Origin of the sequence: Virgibacillus alimentarius, assembly GCF_017874635.1 — a bacterium.
Classification (GTDB): Bacteria; Bacillota; Bacilli; order Bacillales; family Amphibacillaceae; genus Virgibacillus_B; species Virgibacillus_B alimentarius.
The window spans coordinates 1-22,218 of sequence record NZ_JAGIKX010000041.1 but is presented as its reverse complement, the minus strand read 5'-3'; the positions used below and the strand labels follow the sequence as shown (position 1 = coordinate 22,218).

Sequence of the window (22,218 nt, the reverse complement as noted above, 5' to 3'; positions counted from 1 at the left end):
TGATATTTCCGTTCTTCGGTTGATATTTCCGTTCTTCGGTTGATATTTCCGTTCTTCGGTTGATATTTCCGTTCTTCGGTTGATATTTCCGTTCTCGGGCGGTCACTTACTTGTGACCGGCCCGAGAACTTATCTTACAAAACTGTAAGACTGATGAAAGATAAATACATATTACATCAAGACACCAGTGGCTATACTTGTTATAGATTAAGAGGGAGGTCACAAAATGAGTAAACCAGTACTGCAAGTAAAAAATCTTCACAAAATATACGGAAAGAAAAACCAAAACCAATATCATGCGTTGGATCATGTTTCATTTACGATAAACGAGGGCGAATTTGTTGGCATTATGGGGCCTTCTGGTGCCGGAAAAACGACATTATTAAACGTCATTTCTACCCTTGATGATGCATCGGAAGGAACCATTGAAATCGCCGGAACAAATATTACTTCGATGAAACAAAATCAACTGGCAGATTTTCGTTCTGAACAGCTCGGATTTATCTTTCAGGATTTTAATTTACTGGAGAATTTGACTGTCTATGAAAATATTGCACTGCCTTTATCTTTACAAGGCGTTTCGTCCAAAAAGATTAAGCCAAATGTCGAAAAAGTAGCCCAAAGGTTAGGGATCGAAAGCATTCTAAAGAAATATCCAGTAACGATATCCGGAGGGCAAAAACAGCGGGTTGCCGCTGCACGTGCATTAGTCCATGAACCTGCTATGATTTTAGCTGATGAGCCTACAGGTGCATTGGATTCTAAAAATGCCAAGAGTTTAATGGAAACAATCATGGATTTAAATGAGAACCATGACGTTTCGATTATGCTCGTGACACATGATCCACTCAGTGCGAGCTACTGTCAACGGATTATGTTTATACAGGACGGCAAGTTATACAAGGAAATCAATCGAAACAGCACAAGAGAGGTATTTCACCAACAAATTCTCAACGTACTCGCTGAATTTTCAGGATAAAACAGGAGGGGGAGCAAATGGAAAAGTTTTCTTTTGTTCTGGAGGTCGTGTTATTGATTATTTCCATGATCGCACTGCTTGGTTCTTTTTCTGTATTTATTGTTGAATTATTTAAAAAGGGATATAAAAACATAAAATGGACGTTACTAGTCACTTTATTATTTATCTACATCATAACCTATATCCCTTATTTAGTTATTAGCAACTAACGCATTAGGCGTTTCATTAGGAGGGATCATTTCATATGTTATTTAAACTTTCATTTTCCAGCATGCGGAAATCGTTTAAAGATTATTTGGTGCTTTTATTTGGACTGACGATTTCCATTGCGATTTTTTATATGTTTCAAACACTAGCACAAAATAAAGTGTTTCTTGAATCAAATGCTATGATTAGTTCGATTGTATTTGTCTTTCATGTCGGAACATTTATTTTGGCTGCAATCACGATCTTTTATATCTTTTATGCAACATCCTTTATGCTTTCCATGAGGCAAAAGGAAATGGGAATGTATATGACCTTAGGGGCAAAGAAATATAAAGTGGCACAGATGATGTTTTTTGAAACGTTCTTTATCGGAATGATTTCTTTGCTGATTGGTATCGCAATTGGTATTGGTTTAGCTGAAGGTATTGCGTCACTATTTATGTGGCAGCTGGATTTCTCCGGTGAAGGATTTGAAGCCTTTTACCTTTCATCTATTATGACAACCGTTATTTTTTACGTGATTTTGTTTTCCTTAACATCGATTGTTAACGCAGTAAAAGTTGCACGTCAATCCGTTCTTGAATTACTTCATGCCGATCGGAAACATGACGAAGTTAACACGAAAGGCAGCCGCACGATTATCGGCGTATTTTTTGCAATTGCTCTGATTGCAGTAGGTTACTATGCAATGATTCATATCGATAAATTAGTGCAATTTGGGGTGATCTTGGCAGCCATTACAATCACAATCGGGACATATCTTATCTTTATTTCATTTTTACCTTATTTTATTAAGAAATTAAAAGGAATTCGTACGTTAAATGAAAAAGGACTTAATGCTTTTACCCTTGCACAACTGCGTTTTCGTGTCATGAATTTAACAAAAGTACTTGGCACAGTTACCATGCTTATAGCCTTAGGATTAGGAGCACTTACTGCCGGTATTTCTTTCTATCATAATATCGAAAAACAATCATCCATGTTTCAAACCAATGATGTCGTCGTTCACCAGCCATCTGAAACAGATGAGGAAATCATTGAAACATTAAATATCACAGAACAACATGAATATCGATACAAAGTAAAGAAGGATGGTGTTTACTTTTTAAAAGAGGACTTACTAAATAACCCGCCATTGATTAGGGAATTCAACCCGGAAATAAAGGAAATACCTGAGCCAAAAAGCGTTGCAACCTCGCTTCCTGCTGAGAAGTATGCATGGAATGAAGATGAACAAATGAAAGCTATGCCAGAGGGATGGTATACAGCCATTTCAACGGAATTAAATACAAGCTTTTACATGTTTGGAGGCCGGGATATTTATATCTATGATAAGACAAACTTTCAAAAAATAGACGGAAAAGAACAGCACGTATTTACAGCTATGATTGAGGATTTCAAAGAAGCCCTCCCCAAGCTGGAGAAAATCGATAAAGGCCAGCAAGAAATAGCTGCATCCATGACCGGAGAAAAACCAGAAACAACAGGAAGTAAATATAGTAATTACGTAGCTATTAAAGGATTTTCAAACGGAACGATCTTTATGGGATTCTTCCTCGGAGTTGCTTTTCTCATGATGATGGCCAGTGTGCTTATGTTTAAACTGCTATCAAGTGCAAACGCTGATATACAGCGCTATGACATGCTACGGAAAATTGGTGTTCGAAGGTCTGTGCTAACAAAATCGATTTACAGGGAACTGTTTCTCGTTTTCCTATTCCCTGCTATCATAGGCCTTGTTCACGTATTAGTCGGTATGCAAATGTTTTCTTTCATCATTATTGAACCATACACAAAAATTTGGATTCCGATTAGTATTTTTATCCTAATATATGGAATTTATTATGTGATGACGGTCCAAATGTATAAACGCATTGTCCTCCCTAAAGAGGAATAAATGTAAAAAAGTTGTCTCAAACGGCTGATCGTTTGAGACAACTTTTTTACTTATGATTGCACTTGCTGTCTGGTCTTCCATAGGAGGGATACATAAAAAAGCATCGCCAACAGAACTGACCCCGCCGCAGTTAAATAGATCGAATAATAACCGAACATCGAAGCGAGCTGGCCAAACACCATCGCACCGATACCAACTCCTAAATCAAAAAAGGAGAAAAATGTTGCGTTAGCCATGCCTCTCCTGTTCATCGGGGATTTCTCTACCGCCCACGCTTGCAGTGCAGGCTGTACACTCCCAAATCCAAGGCCATAGATTGCAGCAGCAAGAAGCATTACAGGCGTATTCGGCAGCCATGATAATAGAAGCATTGCTATAAAAATCATGAACGTACCAGGGAGAAATACGTACAAATGACCTTTTTTATCGTATATTCTTCCTGCAAACGTCCGAGATACCATGAGAAAAACAGCATAAACAAGAAAATAAGATTCAATCGATCCAAGCCCTCTTTCTGCTGCGTATAAGGGCAAGAATGAGGCAATGCCACCAAATGTTACAGTTATAAAAAACAACAAAACAGATGGCGGTATGGCTGTTTTTTCGAAGATATCAAATTTTACCGTGACAGATTTATTCGGAGACTGTTCCACCTTTTTATAGCGAATCGTTGTGGATAGTAATAATGCCACCAAACCAAGAGCAGCACATAATAGAAATAGTTTAGTAAAAGAGATGACGCCAACGAGTGATAAACCTAATGCAGGGCCAAAGGCAAGAGCTAAATTCCCAGATAGGCCAAAGTATCCTAACCCTTCCCCGCGGCGTTTTGTCGGTACCAAGTCCGTTGCAATCGTACTGGTTGCTGTGGTTGAAAACCCCCAGCCGATTCCTTGTATAATCCGCATGAATACTAACAAAGCCATACTAACTATAAATGCATAGGAGCCTACAGAAAGTACAAAAATCGCTAGTCCGGTCATATAAACAATGCGTCTTCCCTTTGATTCCAATGCATGCCCAGCGTAAGGACGGAAAATTAACGCAGAAAAAGTAAATACACTGACGATAATTCCGATTAGTTGATCACTTCCACCTAGTTCTTTAACGAAGATTGGAAGTGTAGGCAATGTCATTTGAAATCCTAAAAATATAAAAAAATTAGCAAGACAAATCAAAATAAAATCACGTGTCCAAATTTTATCTTGAGCTACTGCCTGTTGTACATTACTATGCATGAAAGCCTCCCTTTATTTGATTTCAATCTATTATACATGAATATGCCAATAAATACATGAATCGCATCGGAACCAGGATATATTAACAAAATATAGATATGTCTTATTCGAAGGGAATATGGTATAATTTAACTAGATTCTCATATATTTAAAAGACCACAGACAGGACTGTGGTCTACAGATAAGCGGTTCCTTAGAGGGATCGGCTGCATAGAAGCGAATAGACCTCTCCTTACTAACATGCAAAGAATAGGAGGGTCTATTTTTTATTTATTAAAGTTACGACCAAAGCGACTAATGCAATCAAAAGCGTACCGAAACTAACCATCACCATTAACGCTTCATATACGCTAATAGGCTTCACCCCCTTACACGCGGGGTTAGCCGATCCAAGCCTAAAAAGAACTTTATCTATTATCATTATATCACAAATGAATAAAAAGGGAACATATATTCTATTTTCTTATTTAAACTTCTTTTTATTGCTTAAAAAAATATGAAATCTGAGATGAATCCCAGATTTCATATTTATTCCTCTATGACACCACAGGCAATGCGATCTCCTGCGTCACCCGAGGGCTGTGATTTATTGTCATCCTCATCTGCATGAATGACTAAAGAAGTACCCTCGCCATCCAGCAAACTATTTTCCGCATTTTTCTCTAGCGTTACTCCTTTTGCAACAAATGATTCACTTACAGATCCATCTTCATTCACTTCAATGTTGGGAAGATCACCTGCATGGGGACCATCAGGGTCATCAATGCCATGATTTGTATCATCAGGATTAAAATGCCCCCCTGCAGATTCAAAATCCGGTGTCTCACAAGCGGCTTTTTCATGAATATGAAATCCATGTTTTCCCTCAGGGATTTTAGCTGCATCCAGCTGGATATTGACACCCTCATCTCCTTCGTCCAGTATGGCTGTTCCTATCTTTTTTCCTTCTGTATCCTTTAGTTCAACTTGGACTAGATCTTTACCCGGTTCAGAGCTTTGTCCTTCTTCCGTTTCAGCTGATTCGCCCTTTGACTTCGTATCGGAATCATCATTCGTGTTTTCCTCATTATTTCCGCATGCGACTAAAACAACTAACAATAAAGTCATGAAAAACAGCAATATACCACGCTTCATCCATACATTTCCCCTTCTCGTATATTGTTTTAATTATAATCATTATTCACATTTCCAGTACCATTTAAACATATGGCTTATGAATATAAAAAGGACTAGCTATTGAAAGACAAATTATTTATACTAATTATATTACATTTTTTCCCTTCTTTAGTAAAATCTATGTTTAGAAAGATGGTAAAAGGGTTAATATTAAATATTGCTAGTTTTGGTAACTTTTATACTAACAACAAGGAGGATTGCAATGAAAAATACTGCTCGCCTGATAACATTTTGTCTAAGTTTTTTGCTATTTTTCTTTATTTTTCTATCTGATAGTCATGCTGAAAATGGACGAACCTATCAAGTTAGTACTTCTTCACTGAATGTTAGAAGCACTCCTTCTCATAGTGGGGAAATTATTGGTAGGCTCAACAAGGGAGACAAAATTGTTGCATTTCAAGAAAAACATGGCTGGATTCTGACTTATTATGATGGAAAGGAAGTATGGGTAGCATCTCAATTTTTAGCTCCTGCAGAAGGAAAAACACAAAGCAATGATCCGAATCATGTACAACAGCAACAAACAAATACAGTCCAAGTAATGGAAAATGATGTACATATTAGATCTGGTGCAGGAACAAACCATTCGATTATTGGAACTGCAAATGCCGGTGATACATACAATCTAAAGGATACATCAGGTGACTGGCACCAAATTGCTCTCTCTGGTGGCTCTACTGGATGGATCGCCGCTTGGTTAACAAATGCACAAACTGCTTCAGAGCAAGAACAAGATACCAAAACGAACTCGTCCAACGAAGAAAAGTCACCATCCAGTGAAGGAACAGTAGCTTCTAATGGATCACTAGAAGGGATTAATATCATGCTTGATCCGGGACATGGTGGCAAAGATCCAGGCTCTATCGGGGTAAATAGGGCCCCGGAGAAAGATTTAACATTATCTATTACGGATCGTATTGCTCAGTCATTGAGAAACGCTGGTGCGACAGTAATCGTGACCAGAACGAGCGATCATTACTTATCACTGGATCAAAGAGTTGATTTAAGTCATTCGTATAATACGCACGCTTTTATCAGTTTGCATTATAATGCATTTCCAATTGAAACAATTCGTGGTTTTAGTACATTTTACAGCTCTGATCGTGAGCTGGCCAATGAAATTCATTCTTCGATCATGCAAAATATAAATATGCAGGATCGCGGTGTCAATCAGGCAGATTTCCATGTAATGCGTGAAAATAATAACCCTGCAATACTTTTGGAATTAGGGTTTATTACGAATCCTGATGATTTATTGATGATCCAATCAGGAGATTACCAAAATGGACTAGCTAACGGAATCACAAATGGGCTAAAAAATTATTTTAATTCATATTAAAAGAAGTAACTGATTACCAGTTACTTCTTTTTATTTGGCATCGTATAAAATAACTTTTTTTGTCGTTATTTCCCAGGAAATTCTAAAAAGTACATATGAAGTGCATCCCATCCCAAAAAGTAGAGAAACATAACAGCACCGCACCCTAGTTACGCACCTTAGGGCGTAGCTATTTTTACTGTTCCATTGCCCCCTTTGGTTTCCGTGTGAGTGCCACAATCCCACAAATGGCGTAAAATATTGCAATGATCCACGTTCCAAAGCCTAATAAAATCAAGGAAAGTACTGCTACTATTATTAACATGATACCAGCCGGTTTTGGCCGCTTATTACCCTTTAGAAATACAATAGCGATGATCCCAACGATCACTGCAACTGAAGAAAATATTGCAAGCATCCATCCTTCGCCGCCAATACTTTCTAGCATCGAATTAAATTCGTTCATTGTTATACCTGCTTCTTGCTGTGTTTCCTCAAAGATATCACGCATGACATCCTTATTGTTTTGTACCCATATGAGTAGTCCACCCATAAATGCAAAAAAAGCATATAGCAATGCTCCTATAATCGCTAACACAATTTCAACTGTTCGTTTCATTTATACCAACCTTTTTATAATATCTTCTCTATTATATTATAGTCCATTATACAATGAAACTCTAATCATAAGACAAAAAAATAGAGCCCTAAATAAACGAGGGCTCTACCTTATTTATAGATCATCAAATCCATTCAAATCACTTGTTTTTGTATACTGTCTAGATCTTTGCTCAAAGAAATCTGTCTTCGTTCCGTCAAAATTATCAACATAAGCACGGATCCATTTCATTGGGTTTTCTACATGATCAGGATAAATCTCCTCTAATCCCATCATTCGCAGCATTTTATTTGCACGATATTTTATATACCCTGCCATTTCTATCAAATCAATACCCTCTACATCAGCAAGTACGTAAGAAGACCATTCTATTTCTAATTCAACAGACTCTTTAAAATGATCATAAACCCACTCAATAAAGCTACCCGTATTATATTCTGGGTTTTCAGCTAGTGTTGCCCGGAACAGTTCAGCAATAAAGCGACCATGTTCTAGTTCATCACGATTAATATAGCTGATCATTGTCGAAGTACCCACCATTTTATTATGTCTGGCTAAATTGTAGAAAAAGGCAAATCCCGAATAGAAAAACATACCTTCAAGTAATGCTGTGTAAACCATTGTCTTTAAAATGTTTTCAATAGTAGGATTTTCTACAAATGCGTTGTACGTTCCAATAATATTTTCATTCCTTTTTAACAAAACAGGGTCTTTTCTTCCTAGCTGGAACGATTCATTTTGTTCATCTAAGGAGACGACAGAAGAAAGAACATAAGAATAACTTTCATTATGCACTGCTTCCTGCTGTGCAATTACCGCCATAATGGATTGTACCGATGGGTCTGTCGCATATAATGACAATAATAGTGCCGTTCTCGTCTGCGGACCATCTAGTGTAGACAGAAGTCCAATTATTTTTAAATAGGCATCCTGCTCTTCTTTGCTTAAACTAGGAAATTGTTTAACATCTCCTGACATATTCACCTCATCAGCTTGCCAGTAATTTCCTATTAGCCTCTTATACATTTTATACCAATGCGGATATGCAATGTCATTCCAATTTAATATTCCGCTCGATTTCCCTCCAAATACCCCTGTCGATTTATTTGGATTTCTAGGCTCTAATGTTTTTGCTTTTTCAAGCATAACTTCTGACATTTCCCAGCACTCCTTCTAACCATTGTTCAATATAGGTTTCCTGAAAACCACGTGGAGACTGTTCTATTTTTAATGCCGGCCACTTACTGTGATAAAACACAGCAAGTTTTTCAGCAGCCCTGCAAAACAGATCATCCCCACCAAACTGTGTATCTCCAGTGCCAAAAACAGCAACATTTTCTGGCTTATAGCCTACCTCTAATACAAAATCCTTCACTTCATCTGGCGTAGCTCCCATCTCCCATGTGAACGTACCTAGAAAAATATATTGATAAGATTCTGCATCAACAGGAGGGTCGATGCCAATGCGGTGCATGTCCACATCATTCCCTTCCTGACTTAATAAGTGATTAATCCGCTCTGCAACTTCTTCCGTGTTACCACTATAAGATAGATAGGCAACTAAAATCCTCAACTTTCACACCACTCACATTCCTCAATATCGTTTGAGGTTGATCGTACATAATAAGTTGTTTTAAGTCCTTCTTTCCATGCCTGCAAATGCAGATTCAACAATACGGAAGCCCGGATGGTGTGTGGTACATAAAAATTAAATGAAATACTTTGGTCAATATGTTTCTGGCGTGCAGCATTTTGTCTCACAGACCATCTTTGGTCAACGATATAAGCAGATCTTCTGTAAATATCATATGTCTTATGATCTAAATCCGGTGCAGTTTTCGGTATTTTAAAATCTTTCTTTTCTTCATTATAGAAAGATTTAAATATAGGATCGATACTTGCAGTAGAACCAGCAATTATTGCCGTGCTTGAGTTTGGTGCAACAGCCATTAAATAACCATTGCGTATTCCGTGTTCAGTAACGTCTTTTTGTAATTCAGACCACTTCGTACTATCATAGTTTTTATTTGTAAAGTACTCACCTGTCTGCCACTGGCTTCCTTCAAAGGCAGGATAGCTTCCTTTTTCTTTACTTAATTCCATGCTTTTCTTGATTGTTAAATAAGCGATCTTTTCATACAGATCATCTGCATAATCTACAGCTTCTTCTGACTCCCATTTAATATTTTCAAGAGCAAGTAAATGGTGCCACCCAAATGTACCAAGTCCAATCGCACGGTATTTTTGGTTTGTTAATTGCGCTTGTTTAATTGGCAGTGTATTAATCTCGATTACATTATCAAGCATGCGAACTTGAATTTGAATAAGTCGCTCTAAAACTTGGTCCGGTACAGCCTTTCCTAGATTAATAGAACTTAAGTTACAAACTACATAATCTCCCGTCTTATATTTTTTGACGATTGTATTCTCTTGTTCTACAAATTCCTCTAAAAACTCAGAAGGTGACTGATTTTGCGTAATTTCTGTACAAAGGTTTGAGCAATAAATCATTCCGCTTTGATTGTTGTTATTCGTCCGATTTACTTCATCCCGGTAAAACATAAACGGTGTACCAGATTCGAGCTGCGACTTCATGATGCGCTTCATAATATCAATCGCAGGTACTTTCTTCTTGGAAAGCAATTCAGATTGAACACATGCTTCGTATTTCTCACGCCAGCTACCGCTTCCTTTTTCCTCATCATAAAAGTCCTCAAGAGAATAACCCATCACTTGCCTTACTTCATGTGGATCAAATAAATACCAGTCACCACGGTTTTCCACTTGTTCCATAAAATAATCCGGCAAACAAACACCTGTGAAAATATCATGGGCTCTCATTCGCTCATCCCCGTTATTTAACTTCAGATCCAGGAAGGCCTCAATATCTGCATGCCAAACATCTAGGTAAATGGCAATCGCACCTTTTCTAGTCCCCAATTGATCCACGGAAACAGCAGTATTATTCAATTGCTTAATCCATGGAACGACACCACTAGACATCCCTTTGAATCCTTTAATGGAACTACCCCGGCTACGGATTTTACCCATATAAACGCCAATTCCGCCGCCATTTTTCGATAACTTTGCAATGTCAGTATTACTGTCGTAAATCGACTGCAAACTATCATCCACTGTATCTATAAAACAACTGGAAAGCTGTCCGTGTGATTTTCCGGCATTATTTAGTGTTGGCGTTGCCACCGTCATGTAAAGATTGCTAAGCGCCCAGTAAGCTTCTTCTACTAAACTGCTCCGCTTTGACTTATCCTCATCTTGCATTAAGTACATCGCAATAATCATCCAACGCTCTTGTGGAAGTTCATAAATGTTTTTATCATGATCCGTTGCTAGATATCTTGTAGCCAATGTATATAAACCAAGATAATCAAACAGGAAATCCCGTTCTGGCTCAATCTTTCCTGCGAAATAATTTATTTCTTCTTCTGAATACTTATCCATAATATGTGCTGAATAGATACCTTCATCTGTCAGCAATTTTACCAACTCATAAAAACTGCCATATTTTAATCCGGCGTCATAATCCCTATTATTAGCAGCCTTCTTATAAAGTGTTTGCAGGTAAAGTCTGCTAGCTAGAAATGTCCACGCCGGACTCGCCTCATCAATATTTTCAAGTGCATTTTTAATCAAAATCTCAGTTGCTGCCTCATCGGACATATTATTTTTAACAGCCCTAGTCGATTTTTCTAAATAGTAGTCTATGTTTATTGAAAGATCTTGAGCTAAATTTCCGATCAAACGTAATACCTTTTCCTGTTCGTTTTCATTTACCGTCATCATCGCACACATGACTGATCCTCCTTAAGAAAGTATCTATTATGTATAATCAAAAGTTCCCATTTCTCTGGATGAATACTCTAGTTGACAGAAATAATCATTATATCGATTGTTTTATGTTTTCTCAACCCAAAGAAATGAAAATGAAGGTTTTTGACAAATTAACAAACTTTGCGCATTTTCCCGCCAAAAAATCATCCCAGCATGCTACTATAAAGTAGGCAAACTTAGTGGATGTTTTTTCGTAAGCAGGCACATTCGCCAGGGTATGTTTCTGTTTTTTCACTGAGATTCCCCTCTAAATCACAGCATAAATCGTATGGACGATACTTCGCCCCCAACACCATATATAGTATTAAAATGAATGCTCCATAACAAGATGTTGTATAAAAAGACTATCACAGAAAAGGGAAGAATGCAATAGAACATGACTAATTCTGAAATTTCTCCAACCTCATGAAAAAGTCTTTCAAAAACTCATAAAATAGCTTTTCTGTAGGAAGCAATTTACGCTCCGTTGGTATAATTACTCCTACTGTCCTCGTTATATTTGGCTCGATAATAGGAAGCTTAACTGATGCACGCGGCAAATTATCTACTAACGTTATTTCCGGAACGAGTGAAACACCGAGTCCAGCAGATACTAATCCTTTTATTGCATCAATATCTTCTCCCTCAAAAACAACTTTTGGTTTAAAACCAAGCTGTTGACAACCTTCTTCAATAATTTCACGAAGTATATACCCATTTGGAAACAAAATAAACGTCTCATTTTGCAGCTGGTTCAGCTTTAGGGATCGTTCTTCTGCCAGTGGATGACTGGTCGGTAACAAAGCAATAATATTTTCGCTAAACAATATCGTCCCCTTTATTTTCTTTTTATATTTTGTAGGAAGAGGGCCTAATAATGCCATATTAATGTCACCTTTAATAACAGCTTCTGTTAAATCATGATAAGATCCTTGGTGCAGCTGAAATTTAACATTTGGGTATTGCTCATGAAAGGCAGATATAGCGGTGGGTAATATATAGGTAGATAAACTGCTCGGAAAGCCTACATGAATTGCACCTCGCTCAGGATCTGTATATTCTTCTACTACCTGTTTGGCATCATCAATCACATTTATTGCTTGTTCCATATGTTCTAAGAAAATTCGTCCAATAGGGGTTAATCGAACGGTCCGGCCTTCCCGGATAAAAAGATCAACACCTAATTCATCTTCCAAATTAAAGATTTGCCGACTTACTGCTGATTGTGCAACGTGCAGAGCATCTGCAGCCTCTGTCACATGTTCTCGCTTCGCTACTTCTATAAAATATTTAATCTGTCTTAGTTCCAATTTAATCACCCCTTTATCTCATTATCTCATATTGGCATTGATTAAATCTATAATTTATATTGTTTAGATAACGATATTTGTGTAAAGTAGTTATATAATAGAAAATTCAATCACTAGGGGCAAAATTAAACATTTACTCAAAAAACCCGAATATTTGAAAGCTATAAATCGTTATAAAACGATTTTTTGCCTTTATATGAATGTTTTTATTGAGCGTAACAAGAATAAGCATACATTTAAGAAAAGGAGGCTATATACATGATGGATCTTATTAAGAAAAATTCTTTAACAGATGAGCAAAAAGCAAAAGAATATTTAAAAAATGTCTATGCAACGATCAAACATCGGGACCCACATGAACAAGAATTCCTCCAATCTGTAAAAGAAATATTCGAATCACTTACCCCCGTCTTTGTGAAACATCCAACATATATGGAAAATGGAATACTGGAACGAATTGCAGAACCTGAAAGAATCATTACATTCCGCGTGCCATGGGTAGATGACTATGGAAAAGTCCAAGTAAACCGTGGATATCGTGTTCAATTTAATAGTGCAATTGGCCCTTATAAAGGTGGATTACGTTTTCACCCATCCGTTAATGCTAGTATTGTAAAGTTTCTGGGACTTCAGCAAATTTTTAAGAACTCCCTTACAGGCCAGCCTATTGGTGGTGGAAAAGGGGGAGCTGACTTTGACCCAAAAGGGAAAACGGACGCCGAAATTAGACGTTTTTGTCAAAGCTTTATGACCGAACTTTCCAAGCATATCGGTCCTGACATTGATATACCAGCCGGGGACATTGGTGTCGGAGCCAAAGAAATCGGCTATATGTTTGGCCAATATAAAAGACTCCAAGGACGCTTTGAAGCTGGAGTTTTAACCGGAAAGGGCTTAGGGTACGGCGGCAGTATAGGACGTAAAGAAGCAACTGGCTACGGTACTATTTACTTTGTTCAAGAAATGTTAAAAGACCAAGATATGTCATTGGAAAATTGTACAGTTGTTGTTTCCGGATCAGGAAATGTATCTATTTATGCCATAGAAAAAGCAATCAGCCTCGGTGCGAAGGTTGTAGCATGCAGTGACTCTTGCGGTTATATCTATGATGAAAATGGAATTAATGTAGAGACAGTGAAGCAAATTAAAGAAGTAAATAATGACCGCATTAGTTCCTATTTACAGTTCCATCCAGAGGCAAAATACTTCGACGGATGTTCTGGCATCTGGTCCATTCCTTGTGATGTCGCACTTCCATGTGCTACACAAAATGAAATCGATCAAGATTCAGCAAATCAATTGCTGGATAATGGTGTAAAAATTGTAGCAGAAGGTGCAAACATGCCATCAACTGCGGAAGCTATTCGGGTTTTCCAATCAAATAATGTACTATTTGGACCAGCAAAAGCAGTAAACGCAGGCGGTGTAGCCGTTTCTTCATTAGAGATGGCACAAAACAGCATGCGAATGGCTTGGAGCTTTGAAGAAGTAGATCAAAAATTACATGAAATCATGAAAAACATTTACAATAATTGTGTAACAGCTGCTAAGGATTACGGCCAGGAAGGCAATTTAATAGCTGGTGCCAATATTTCCGGGTTCATTAAGGTTGCAGACGCAATGATTGATCAAGGCATTATTTAAAGAATAAAGATCACAAACAAATACAAAAATTGATGAAACTTGTAAGTTAGGACCTTACAGGTTTTTTCCTATGTTTAAAATATAATAAAAGGATGATGATATATGCAGGAATTCGTCGATTTATTAACTGCATCCAAGTACACAATTGTTTTTACAGGGGCTGGCATGTCAACGGAAAGCGGATTACCAGACTTTAGATCGAAAGAGCGCGGGCTCTGGACAAAATTTAACCCGGATGAGTTAGCAAATGTGGATGCACTCAAGCACAACCAAGAAGAATTTACTGATTTCTATCGTTTCCGCCTTTCGGAAATAAATAAATACCAGCCACACGAGGGACATACCATCTTGGCAAAATGGGAAAAAGCAGATGTCATTAAAGGCATTATCACACAAAATGTCGATGGTTTTCACCATGATGCCGGAAACCAAAACGTGATGGAGCTGCACGGCACTTTTCGCAGTTTTCATTGCCATCAGTGCAAAAAAACGCATGAACGGAAGAATTATTTATCAGGAGATGTAAACTGCCCTGCTTGTGGAGGTTTAGTTCGCCCTGGAATTGTATTATTTGGTGAAACCTTGCCAGAGGAAACGTTTCTCAAAGCAGAACTGGAGTCCCTGCAAGCTGACCTCTTTATTGTCCTTGGATCCTCCTTATCTGTCAGCCCAGCAAATATGTTCCCTTTACACGCCAAGCAAAATGGGGCAAAATTAGCCATTATCAATCGAGAACCTACACCGTATGATGACGATGCAGATTATATCGTTCGGGACCAAAGTATTAAAGAAGTATTAACAAAAACAAACGCTTTGCTGTAGAACCAAAAAAAGGTTGTCTCATGAAGGAATCACCCTCCTGAGACAACCTTATTTTTTTCGGTTGATACCTATAACACGTCCGGCTTCTTTTGGTTTCTCCTTCGGTGTATAATTCCTTGTAAGTTCTCTCACCCTGTCCCATACTTCCTGTGGAAAAGGGGCTGGCCTTCCGTTTTTTTGGTTCATTCCCATTAACATTTGTTCACTAGTGGCAGCACGTTTCCCATCATCCCCATATAATTCTAAGAAAATATGAATGCGTTTTTCATCACAGTCAAGCATTTGAAAATATACCTCAAATGACTCATCTAATTTCATCTCATCTAAATAACATACATGATTTTCTAAGGTGAAAATGGTATACTGCTTTTCTGCTCGGAATTGCTCGTCTATACCAATCAAACTCATGAAAGCATCGATCCCTAAACTAAATACACGAACATAGTCTGCATCATTCATATGTCCATTATAATCAATCCACTCTTTTTTTACATTCCCTTTTAAGATTGCTTTTACTTCCTGCATATACATACCTCCTCGTATCGTATATTTAAGCATTGATTTTCTGCCTATTGATTCTGATTCATTTTAGAAGTATACAAGCTTTGTCACTCCGTTTGTGCTATTTTTCATGAAGGCGTTTATCATCTGCATCATATGTTAATCACTTGGACGCTCCATGACGGTTGTAAAAGAAGAACAGTACGTTGCGTTACAACAGCTGACACGGGCAAGGTACCAGTTGATACGCCATGTCAGTCAGGAAAAGCAACGCTTTCTTCAGTATCTTGAATAGCTTCTAAATCCTTTTAAGTAATCTCCAGTAAATTCCATTTATTTGCTGGGTCTGGTTAGTGATGCCTTTTTTAAACAAATTGGATCTTGCCAATCACATATCTAAGCCTTTTTCGCTTGGCATATCACTGCTGCAGGTCTTTTACGGACTTATCGTTAAAGTGTTTTATTAAGGTTCGCTGCAGGCCAGTATTTTTCTAACAGACTCTGTAATTCAATTAAGAACTGATCACGCCGTTGTTCAAGATTTTCCATTTTTGTACCTGCTGTTTGCTTTTCACAGCCCGTGATCACTTTTTCAGCCAGTTCATCTGTTAATTCTGGAGCTTCCAACTTGGTCCAAGGAAGTTTCAATGCAGGTCCAAATTGTTCAAGCATATGGCGCATGCCTTGTTTGCCCCCGCCCATATGTAGCGTTAGAAAAGGACCCATTAAGGCCCATCTTAGACCTGGTCCATAAACAATGGAGGCATCTACTTCTTCCGTAGTAGCAATTCCATCATTCACAATATGCAGCGCTTCACGCCAAATAGCTTCCATCAAACGATCCGCCACATGCCCTTCAATTTCCTTCTCAATGACAAGTGGCTTCATTTTAAGGCTGTTGTAAATAAACTTAGCATTTTCAATATAACGTAGCTCTGTCTTTTCTCCGCCAACTACTTCTACTAATGGCATGAGATAGACGGGGTGAAAAGGATGAGCAACAAGAACACGCTCCGGAGCATTTACACAATCCGCCTGTAAGCTGCTCGGCAAAATCCCCGATGTGCTTGACGCAATAACTGTTCCTTTTGGTGCATACCGATCAATTTCGGAAATCACTTGCCGCTTTAAAGCCTCTCGTTCTGGAACATTCTCTTGAATAAAATCTGCCTGTTTTACTGCCTCTTTCAAATCACTTTCGAAAAATAAATGATCCATGGATGCTTCCGCATGCAAGCCAATTTTCTCCATGGATGGCCATGCATTTGCCACTGCTTCTTTCGTTTGCTCTCTTGCAGCAGGGTCTGGATCATAAGCGGTTACTTGAAAACCATTCGCTAAAAAACGGGTAATCCAGCCATTCCCTATAACCCCCGTTCCTACAACGGTAATGTTTTTAATCGTAGATGTTGTCATTTTCTCTGTCATGTTATTCGGCCTTTCTATTAGGGTTTTGTAAATTTAAGAATTCACGTGCATCTGCTGGGGACATGATATCAGCACCTAGGCTCTGGATGATACCCACTGCTTTATCTACGAGTTGCTCATTGGTTGCTAGCTGTCCCTTCTTTAAATAAAGATTATCCTCTAATCCTACACGAGCATTTCCGCCTTGCAAAACGGATTCTGCAACCATTGGCATTTGCATACGGCCGATTCCAAAAGCAGCCCAGTTTGCATTTTCTGGAATACGCGTTTTCATATAAGCGATTGTTTCTGCATCAGCATCTGCTCCCCATGGAATACCTAAACAGAATTGATATAAAGGACTTCCTTCCACTAAACCTTCTTGAACTAATTGGTTAGCAAAGCGAATATGTCCGGTATCAAAGCATTCTAGTTCTGGCTTCACACCGCTTTCTTTAATTAATTGTGCTTGTCTTCTAAGCCATGGACCAGGGCTTATATAAATTTGATCGCCAAAATTAACACTGCCGCAATCCAGCGTACAGATCTCTGGGAGTAATAACCCCACAGGTTCATGACGCTCTTCAGGCGTTTGAATATCTGTGCCTTCTCCGCCTTTTGTCGGATCTTCGTCACTCGGCACCCAGTCTCCACCACCGCCTGCTGTAATATTGATAATGACATCTGTATCGGCTTCCCGGATACGTTCAACGACTTCTTGAAATAGGCTAATATCATGACTTAACTTTCCTGTTTTCGGATCACGAACATGGATATGAGCAATTGTAGCTCCTGCTTTTGCAGCTTTAATTGCTGAGTCAGCAATTTCTTTTGGTGAAATGGGTACATGAGAGCTCTTTTCGGTTGTTTCTCCAGCTCCTGTTACCGCACAGGATAAGATTACATTTTTATTCATTTCCATTGCCTCCTAATTCATGGGTGTTTTTTGGAACATGCTTAAACACTTCTCCGCTTTCAAAAAAGCTTATTAAACGGCGAATCCAATCATAATAATCCATCCAATCACGAATTTCTATTAAAATCTCGTTCACCGCTTGTTCGTCAGGTTTTGACAAATTACGCTCACTTTGCAAATCCTGAAGCTTCGATTGCAATTTCTGCTCAAAGTGTTTATTTTTATTAATTGCTTTATGCCATGTAGATGTAAAAAGAGAAACAAAAGTCTGATAGTAATCCTGCTCAACTTCATATAAATCTTTACGTACGCCTTTGCGAAAAACTCTTGACGCGATATTTAAATCAATCATTTCGCGAACTACTTGACTCATTCGTGTTTTACTCATTCCCGTTTCGTTAGATAATTCATCTAACGTCATTGGCTTTCTTTCCATATAGATAATTCCTAAGACGCGGCCAACGGTTGTTGATACGCCAAAAGAGTGCATATTATCTGTTATTTTTTCTATGAATTGTGATTTAACATCGTCAATTTTTTCTTCATTATTAGTATTATTAATTTCATTACTAGTCATTTTTATTCCCCTTTTTCATTCTTTAGTCACTGTATCATTTTTAAATTTAATTTAAAAATGCTATCTAACATAGTAATTCAAAGGATAATAGAGAAAAAAAGAGTATAAACAATATAAACTTTATAAACAAAAAAATATATAAAGTTTATAAACACGCTTATGTTTTTTATTTTTGCTTTATAAATTCGCTCATCTAAGGTATACTAACTGTCGAAAGGATGGATGACATGAAGTCAAAATTAATCGATTGGCCTACATTTATTGGGGCTTTATTTTTAATATTGGCAGTATCTATTCCACTCATGTTGTTTCCAGACTCTGGTGCAGTAATCGTAGATATGGCAAATAACTTTATGACGGAAAAGTTTGGTGCCCTTTATTTACTTGTTGGACTAGCAGCATTTTTCTTTTTATTATTCGTTGCCTTTAGCAAAAACGGAAATGTAAAACTCGGAAATAAACATGAGAAAAAAGAATTTGGAACCATTTCTTGGGCAGCTATGCTCTTTGCGGCTGGAATAGGTTCTAGTATTCTTTATTGGGCAATGATTGAATGGGCTTACTATTATCAAGGTCCTCCCTTCGGAATAACACCAGAATCAAAAGAGGCAATTTCTTGGTCAACTTCTTATGGTATTTTTCACTGGGGCCCCCTTGCATGGGCAATTTATACATTACCTGCTTTACCAATCGCTTACTTTTATTATGTACGTAAAACCCCTGTTCTCAAAATAAGTGAAGCTGTGCGCCCTGTTTTAGGAAATAAAATTGATGGGCCTCTCGGTGTGATCATTGATGTATTATTTATGTTTGGTCTTATGGGTGGCGCTGGTACCACATTAGCGCTTGGCACTCCAATGATTGCCGAAGGAATACACGATATAACGGGCATCCCCATTACACTTGGCTTAAAAACGATAATTATGCTTCTTTGTACAACGATTTTTGCAATAAGCGCTTATTCCGGTTTACGCAGAGGGATTAAGTTCCTTAGTGATATTAACTTATGGCTAGCACTGTTCCTTCTAGTATTTGTTGTTGTACTTGGACCAACTGTGTTTATTAGCAGAACGACCTTCACGAGTATCGGAATCATTCTCGATAACTTCTTTAGTATGGCTACATGGTTAGAGCCATTTGGTGATCTAGCAGGCTTCAAAAAAACGGGTTTCCCTGAGTCATGGACGATTTTTTACTGGGCCTGGTGGGTAGTCTACGCACCTTTTGTTGGACTATTTGTTGCTAGAATCTCCCGCGGCAGAACCATACGCGAAATGATTCTTGGAACGATGATTTATGGTACCATTGGTAGCGTCTTATTTTTTGGGATTTTAGGCAATTTCGGTCTTTATCTACAATTAACCGGTAATTTAGATGTTATCGGGTTTATGAACGAACATGGAGCTCCTGCAGCTATCATCGCTATTTTGCATGAATTGCCATTGGCACAGCTGATTGTACCTATATTCACTATTTTAGCAATTATCTTTTTAGCAACAACCTTTGATTCCTCTTCTTATATTTTGGCGTCTGTCGTTCAAAAAGAAGTGCAATCAGAACCATTACGGTGGAATCGACTTTTTTGGGCATTTACATTGTGTTTATTGCCCCTTGTACTAATGTTCCTTGGTGACCTGGAAACATTACAAACAGCAAGCATCGTAGCGGGGTTCCCTGTCATATTCATCATGCTTTTGCTAGCATGGTCTTTTATTAAAGCATCGAACGATGATATTAGAGCATCAAAAGATTATGAGTCGCCAGTTATTTACATTGATCAAAAAAACACAAAAAAATCGTATGAAAGATATGATTAACGCAAACAACGGATTGTGAGTATATTTCTCATTTTCCGTTGTTTTTTTACTTCCAAATAAAATACAATAGCTTAGTTGTTAGGAAGGCGTTTTCGTGATATGATTAGTTAGAAAATTCTTTCAAAAAAGGTGTTCATTTATGTTAAAATTTTCCATATAGCTTAACGCAAGTTTAAATACAACAATATTAATAAAAGGAAGATATGATGGATAAAATAAAAAACCGTTGGCTCATTGCTGCCTCAGCTGTGCATTACAAGAACAATCCAAATACGAAACACCTTATCTAGCAAATAAATAAACGATAGAATATATGTACATGAACGTTACCAACAATCATGTTTGGTTGGTATCTTTATAAACATCCTCTCGGAGAGGAGGTATCAGATATGACAGAAACAACTCAAAATGAGTGGGATGTTATACGATTCACTAAAAACCATTTGTCAGTGGAAAGGGATGAAATCGCCACGGAATATCCGTTAACCATTATCCTGAACGGAGAAGAATTTGCCACGATGGTATGTTCACCAACTAATCTTCGTGAACTCTTAATTGGCTTTCTTGCATCAGAAGGAGTCATTCGATTCATTGAGGAAATCGACGCCATTCAAATGGATCAAGAACGGGGATTTGCTTATGTTGAACTTAAGCGGCCAATAAAAAAGGAAGACCAGCAAGATCATTCTAAGCGATTTATTGGGTCGTGCTGTGGAAAAAGCCGACAATTTTACTTTAAAAATGATGTGAAAACAGCTAAAACAGTAATGAGCCGCCAAACTATCACCATTTCACAGGCATTTGCACGTATGGAGGAACTCCAAAATCACTCAAAAGATTTCATAAAAACCGGTGGTGTCCACAATGCAGCACTATGCGCACCCAATGAAATGATAACCATTCAAACCGATATAGGAAGACATAATGCGCTTGATAAAGTATATGGTACGATATTAGAAAAAAAAATTCCGCTTGACGATAAATTGATAACATTTAGCGGCCGTATTTCGTCTGAAGTACTATTGAAGGTCTCGAAAATTGGAATAGGTATCGTCATTTCCAAATCTGCTCCTACTGACTTAGCTCTAAAGCTGGCAAATGACCTTGGAATTACAATCGCTGGATTCGTCAGAGGAACTAAAATGAATATTTATACAAATTCTTATCGTATCCATGAGACCACACAATTATAAACAAGTTTACCCCGTTATTGCAAGTGTTCAGGCGGGGTATTTTTATGCCCTTGCTGTTTGACCTCGCTGAATAGATCATCCTGATTATTTGTCTGCATTTGGTTCCTTATTGAATTTGTTTGCTGGTTTTGACCATATGGAATAGAGTTGGTCTGCAATTCATTTAAAATTTGCTGTACATTTGACATTAATTGCTGAAACTCAGCTTTTGTCACTGGTTGTGCCTCTTCTTTCAGCATGTAACCCATTTGTCCATTCATCTCCAGTGTAGCCCATTTCACATCACTTATTTTCTTTATGTTTTTTTGCCTTAAATTCATTTCTAGTTGATCAACAGTCAACTTAACCTTTTTTAAATTTTCCTCATTTATTACACCATTCTCTATTAAGACTTTCGACTTCCCAGTAATTAAATTTTCAGTACTGTCTTTTTTTTATTTGAACATAATCCATTATAAGTATTGTTAATACAAGGACCCCTGCAACTGCAAACGTTGTCCAAATATTTTTGCTAACTACTGGCTGTATCAGCAATGTTCCAATTGCAATGATTAGTACTGTTTGGGCAATCGTCAACTGGGAAACGGATTTTCTGCCTGCAACACGTAAGAAAAATGTCCCCGCAACAACGATGAGGACAGCTTTCCAAATAAAACTTAAATCCACCAAAATTCCCCCTCGTATAATATGTTTAGTCTTAAATATTTTCTTATTAATTATTTTCAATCTACCTAATAACACTTTGAGCGTAACTCCGTTACCCTTC

The 22,218-nt window shown here is 37.8% G+C and carries 21 protein-coding genes and 1 pseudogene; 8 read left to right on the top strand and 14 right to left on the bottom strand.

What is annotated here, in order from left to right; translation table 11 throughout:
- The first annotated feature begins 226 nt into the window (after positions 1-226).
- The 3 genes from J2Z81_RS14295 to J2Z81_RS14285 are packed head-to-tail and all read left to right on the top strand — an operon-like array spanning position 227 to position 3,083.
- Positions 227-979 (top strand): ABC transporter ATP-binding protein, encoded by a 753-nt coding sequence (locus tag J2Z81_RS14295; RefSeq protein WP_029266075.1) that lies wholly within the window; start codon positions 227-229, stop codon positions 977-979.
- A gap of 17 nt (positions 980-996) precedes the next feature.
- The gene (locus J2Z81_RS14290; protein WP_029266077.1) at positions 997-1,188 is read left to right on the top strand and encodes a hypothetical protein; all 192 of its coding nucleotides are present in this window, start codon (positions 997-999) and stop codon (positions 1,186-1,188) included.
- Positions 1,189-1,223: 35 nt separating this feature from the next.
- A complete protein-coding gene (locus tag J2Z81_RS14285) occupies positions 1,224-3,083 on the top strand; it encodes an ABC transporter permease (protein WP_029266079.1) in 1,860 nt (619 codons plus the stop codon).
- A gap of 50 nt (positions 3,084-3,133) precedes the next feature.
- On the opposite strand, the gene J2Z81_RS14280 is transcribed toward J2Z81_RS14285, so the two are convergent.
- From J2Z81_RS14280 to J2Z81_RS14270, 3 genes are all read right to left on the bottom strand, one after another.
- Positions 3,134-4,321 (bottom strand): MFS transporter, encoded by a 1,188-nt coding sequence (locus tag J2Z81_RS14280; RefSeq protein ID WP_029266081.1) that lies wholly within the window; start codon positions 4,319-4,321, stop codon positions 3,134-3,136.
- 259 nt (positions 4,322-4,580) lie between these two features.
- Complete coding sequence (locus J2Z81_RS15920; protein WP_084178887.1) at positions 4,581-4,742, bottom strand: putative holin-like toxin; 162 nt, start codon at positions 4,740-4,742, stop codon at positions 4,581-4,583.
- A gap of 107 nt (positions 4,743-4,849) precedes the next feature.
- A complete protein-coding gene (locus J2Z81_RS14270) occupies positions 4,850-5,455 on the bottom strand; it encodes a superoxide dismutase family protein (protein ID WP_029266083.1) in 606 nt (201 codons plus the stop codon).
- 244 nt (positions 5,456-5,699) lie between these two features.
- Between J2Z81_RS14270 and J2Z81_RS14265 the strand changes: the two genes are divergently transcribed.
- Positions 5,700-6,836: an N-acetylmuramoyl-L-alanine amidase gene (locus J2Z81_RS14265; protein WP_226371636.1), complete on the top strand. Its 1,137-nt coding sequence runs from the start codon at positions 5,700-5,702 to the stop codon at positions 6,834-6,836.
- 175 nt (positions 6,837-7,011) lie between these two features.
- On the opposite strand, the gene J2Z81_RS14260 is transcribed toward J2Z81_RS14265, so the two are convergent.
- The 5 genes from J2Z81_RS14260 to J2Z81_RS14240 all read right to left on the bottom strand — a co-directional run bounded on the left by J2Z81_RS14260 (position 7,012) and on the right by J2Z81_RS14240 (position 12,575).
- Positions 7,012-7,434: a DUF4064 domain-containing protein gene (locus J2Z81_RS14260; protein WP_226371635.1), complete on the bottom strand. Its 423-nt coding sequence runs from the start codon at positions 7,432-7,434 to the stop codon at positions 7,012-7,014.
- Between the two features lie 114 nt (positions 7,435-7,548).
- Positions 7,549-8,592 (bottom strand): ribonucleotide-diphosphate reductase subunit beta, encoded by a 1,044-nt coding sequence (locus J2Z81_RS14255; protein ID WP_029266089.1) that lies wholly within the window; start codon positions 8,590-8,592, stop codon positions 7,549-7,551.
- Positions 8,573-9,007, bottom strand: a complete 435-nt coding sequence (locus J2Z81_RS14250; protein WP_226371634.1) for a flavodoxin — start codon at positions 9,005-9,007, stop codon at positions 8,573-8,575. The genes J2Z81_RS14255 and J2Z81_RS14250 overlap by 20 nt, the downstream gene beginning before the upstream one ends.
- Positions 9,004-11,238 carry a ribonucleoside-diphosphate reductase subunit alpha gene (locus J2Z81_RS14245; protein ID WP_226371637.1) on the bottom strand — a complete coding sequence of 745 codons (2,235 nt, stop codon included), beginning with the start codon at positions 11,236-11,238 and terminating at the stop codon, positions 9,004-9,006. Before J2Z81_RS14245 ends, J2Z81_RS14250 begins: the two co-directional genes overlap by 4 nt.
- A gap of 428 nt (positions 11,239-11,666) precedes the next feature.
- Complete coding sequence (locus tag J2Z81_RS14240; RefSeq protein WP_029266095.1) at positions 11,667-12,575, bottom strand: LysR family transcriptional regulator; 909 nt, start codon at positions 12,573-12,575, stop codon at positions 11,667-11,669.
- 261 nt (positions 12,576-12,836) lie between these two features.
- On the opposite strand from J2Z81_RS14240, the gene gdhA reads away from it, so the two are divergent.
- Together gdhA and J2Z81_RS14230 are read left to right on the top strand one after the other, a co-directional pair.
- The gene (gene gdhA / locus J2Z81_RS14235; RefSeq protein ID WP_029266097.1) at positions 12,837-14,219 is read left to right on the top strand and encodes an NADP-specific glutamate dehydrogenase; all 1,383 of its coding nucleotides are present in this window, start codon (positions 12,837-12,839) and stop codon (positions 14,217-14,219) included.
- Positions 14,220-14,321: 102 nt separating this feature from the next.
- A complete protein-coding gene (locus J2Z81_RS14230; RefSeq protein WP_029266099.1) occupies positions 14,322-15,041 on the top strand; it encodes an NAD-dependent deacylase in 720 nt (239 codons plus the stop codon).
- A 48-nt stretch (positions 15,042-15,089) separates the two neighbouring features.
- On the opposite strand, the gene J2Z81_RS14225 is transcribed toward J2Z81_RS14230, so the two are convergent.
- The 4 genes from J2Z81_RS14225 to J2Z81_RS14210 form a co-directional block, all read right to left on the bottom strand.
- Positions 15,090-15,566, bottom strand: a complete 477-nt coding sequence (locus J2Z81_RS14225; RefSeq protein WP_029266101.1) for a thioesterase family protein — start codon at positions 15,564-15,566, stop codon at positions 15,090-15,092.
- Between the two features lie 426 nt (positions 15,567-15,992).
- Positions 15,993-16,970 (bottom strand): 3-hydroxyacyl-CoA dehydrogenase NAD-binding domain-containing protein, encoded by a 978-nt coding sequence (locus tag J2Z81_RS14220; RefSeq protein WP_029266103.1) that lies wholly within the window; start codon positions 16,968-16,970, stop codon positions 15,993-15,995.
- A gap of 1 nt (position 16,971) precedes the next feature.
- Positions 16,972-17,865 (bottom strand): BKACE family enzyme, encoded by an 894-nt coding sequence (locus tag J2Z81_RS14215; protein ID WP_226371633.1) that lies wholly within the window; start codon positions 17,863-17,865, stop codon positions 16,972-16,974.
- Positions 17,858-18,442: a GbsR/MarR family transcriptional regulator gene (locus J2Z81_RS14210; protein ID WP_226374288.1), complete on the bottom strand. Its 585-nt coding sequence runs from the start codon at positions 18,440-18,442 to the stop codon at positions 17,858-17,860. Before J2Z81_RS14210 ends, J2Z81_RS14215 begins: the two co-directional genes overlap by 8 nt.
- Positions 18,443-18,669: 227 nt before the next feature.
- Here J2Z81_RS14210 and J2Z81_RS14205 point away from each other — a divergent pair, with 227 nt between their 5' ends.
- On the top strand, positions 18,670-20,259 hold the full coding sequence (locus J2Z81_RS14205) for a BCCT family transporter (protein ID WP_029266107.1): 1,590 nt from the start codon (positions 18,670-18,672) through the stop codon (positions 20,257-20,259).
- 389 nt (positions 20,260-20,648) lie between these two features.
- Entirely contained in the window at positions 20,649-21,452 is an 804-nt protein-coding gene (gene fdhD / locus J2Z81_RS14200) for a formate dehydrogenase accessory sulfurtransferase FdhD (RefSeq protein ID WP_029266109.1), read from the top strand.
- A 14-nt stretch (positions 21,453-21,466) separates the two neighbouring features.
- Here the strand turns inward: fdhD and J2Z81_RS16105 are convergent, their stop codons facing one another.
- Together J2Z81_RS16105 and J2Z81_RS16100 are read right to left on the bottom strand one after the other, a co-directional pair.
- A complete protein-coding gene (locus J2Z81_RS16105) occupies positions 21,467-21,823 on the bottom strand; it encodes a YetF domain-containing protein (protein WP_319023847.1) in 357 nt (118 codons plus the stop codon).
- Between the two features lie 46 nt (positions 21,824-21,869).
- Positions 21,870-22,218 (bottom strand): annotated as a pseudogene (locus tag J2Z81_RS16100) (hypothetical protein); the annotation flags it as partial.

What these genes read in the sequence shown, in the direction of transcription:
- gdhA (WP_029266097.1), top strand. Translation starts at nt 12,837, where the DNA reads ATGGATCTTATTAAGAAAAATTCTTTAACAGATGAGCAAAAAGCAAAA.
- J2Z81_RS14260 (WP_226371635.1), bottom strand. Translation starts at nt 7,434, where the DNA reads ATGAAACGAACAGTTGAAATTGTGTTAGCGATTATAGGAGCATTGCTA.
- J2Z81_RS14290 (WP_029266077.1), top strand. Translation starts at nt 997, where the DNA reads ATGGAAAAGTTTTCTTTTGTTCTGGAGGTCGTGTTATTGATTATTTCC.
- J2Z81_RS14210 (WP_226374288.1), bottom strand. Translation starts at nt 18,442, where the DNA reads ATGACTAGTAATGAAATTAATAATACTAATAATGAAGAAAAAATTGAC.
- J2Z81_RS14215 (WP_226371633.1), bottom strand. Translation starts at nt 17,865, where the DNA reads ATGAATAAAAATGTAATCTTATCCTGTGCGGTAACAGGAGCTGGAGAA.
- J2Z81_RS14245 (WP_226371637.1), bottom strand. Translation starts at nt 11,238, where the DNA reads ATGATGACGGTAAATGAAAACGAACAGGAAAAGGTATTACGTTTGATC.
- J2Z81_RS14270 (WP_029266083.1), bottom strand. Translation starts at nt 5,455, where the DNA reads ATGAAGCGTGGTATATTGCTGTTTTTCATGACTTTATTGTTAGTTGTT.
- J2Z81_RS14265 (WP_226371636.1), top strand. Translation starts at nt 5,700, where the DNA reads ATGAAAAATACTGCTCGCCTGATAACATTTTGTCTAAGTTTTTTGCTA.
- J2Z81_RS14225 (WP_029266101.1), bottom strand. Translation starts at nt 15,566, where the DNA reads ATGCAGGAAGTAAAAGCAATCTTAAAAGGGAATGTAAAAAAAGAGTGG.
- J2Z81_RS14295 (WP_029266075.1), top strand. Translation starts at nt 227, where the DNA reads ATGAGTAAACCAGTACTGCAAGTAAAAAATCTTCACAAAATATACGGA.
- J2Z81_RS14230 (WP_029266099.1), top strand. Translation starts at nt 14,322, where the DNA reads ATGCAGGAATTCGTCGATTTATTAACTGCATCCAAGTACACAATTGTT.
- J2Z81_RS14205 (WP_029266107.1), top strand. Translation starts at nt 18,670, where the DNA reads ATGAAGTCAAAATTAATCGATTGGCCTACATTTATTGGGGCTTTATTT.
- fdhD (WP_029266109.1), top strand. Translation starts at nt 20,649, where the DNA reads ATGACAGAAACAACTCAAAATGAGTGGGATGTTATACGATTCACTAAA.
- J2Z81_RS15920 (WP_084178887.1), bottom strand. Translation starts at nt 4,742, where the DNA reads ATGATAATAGATAAAGTTCTTTTTAGGCTTGGATCGGCTAACCCCGCG.
- J2Z81_RS14285 (WP_029266079.1), top strand. Translation starts at nt 1,224, where the DNA reads ATGTTATTTAAACTTTCATTTTCCAGCATGCGGAAATCGTTTAAAGAT.
- J2Z81_RS14280 (WP_029266081.1), bottom strand. Translation starts at nt 4,321, where the DNA reads ATGCATAGTAATGTACAACAGGCAGTAGCTCAAGATAAAATTTGGACA.
- J2Z81_RS14255 (WP_029266089.1), bottom strand. Translation starts at nt 8,592, where the DNA reads ATGTCAGAAGTTATGCTTGAAAAAGCAAAAACATTAGAGCCTAGAAAT.
- J2Z81_RS14220 (WP_029266103.1), bottom strand. Translation starts at nt 16,970, where the DNA reads ATGACAGAGAAAATGACAACATCTACGATTAAAAACATTACCGTTGTA.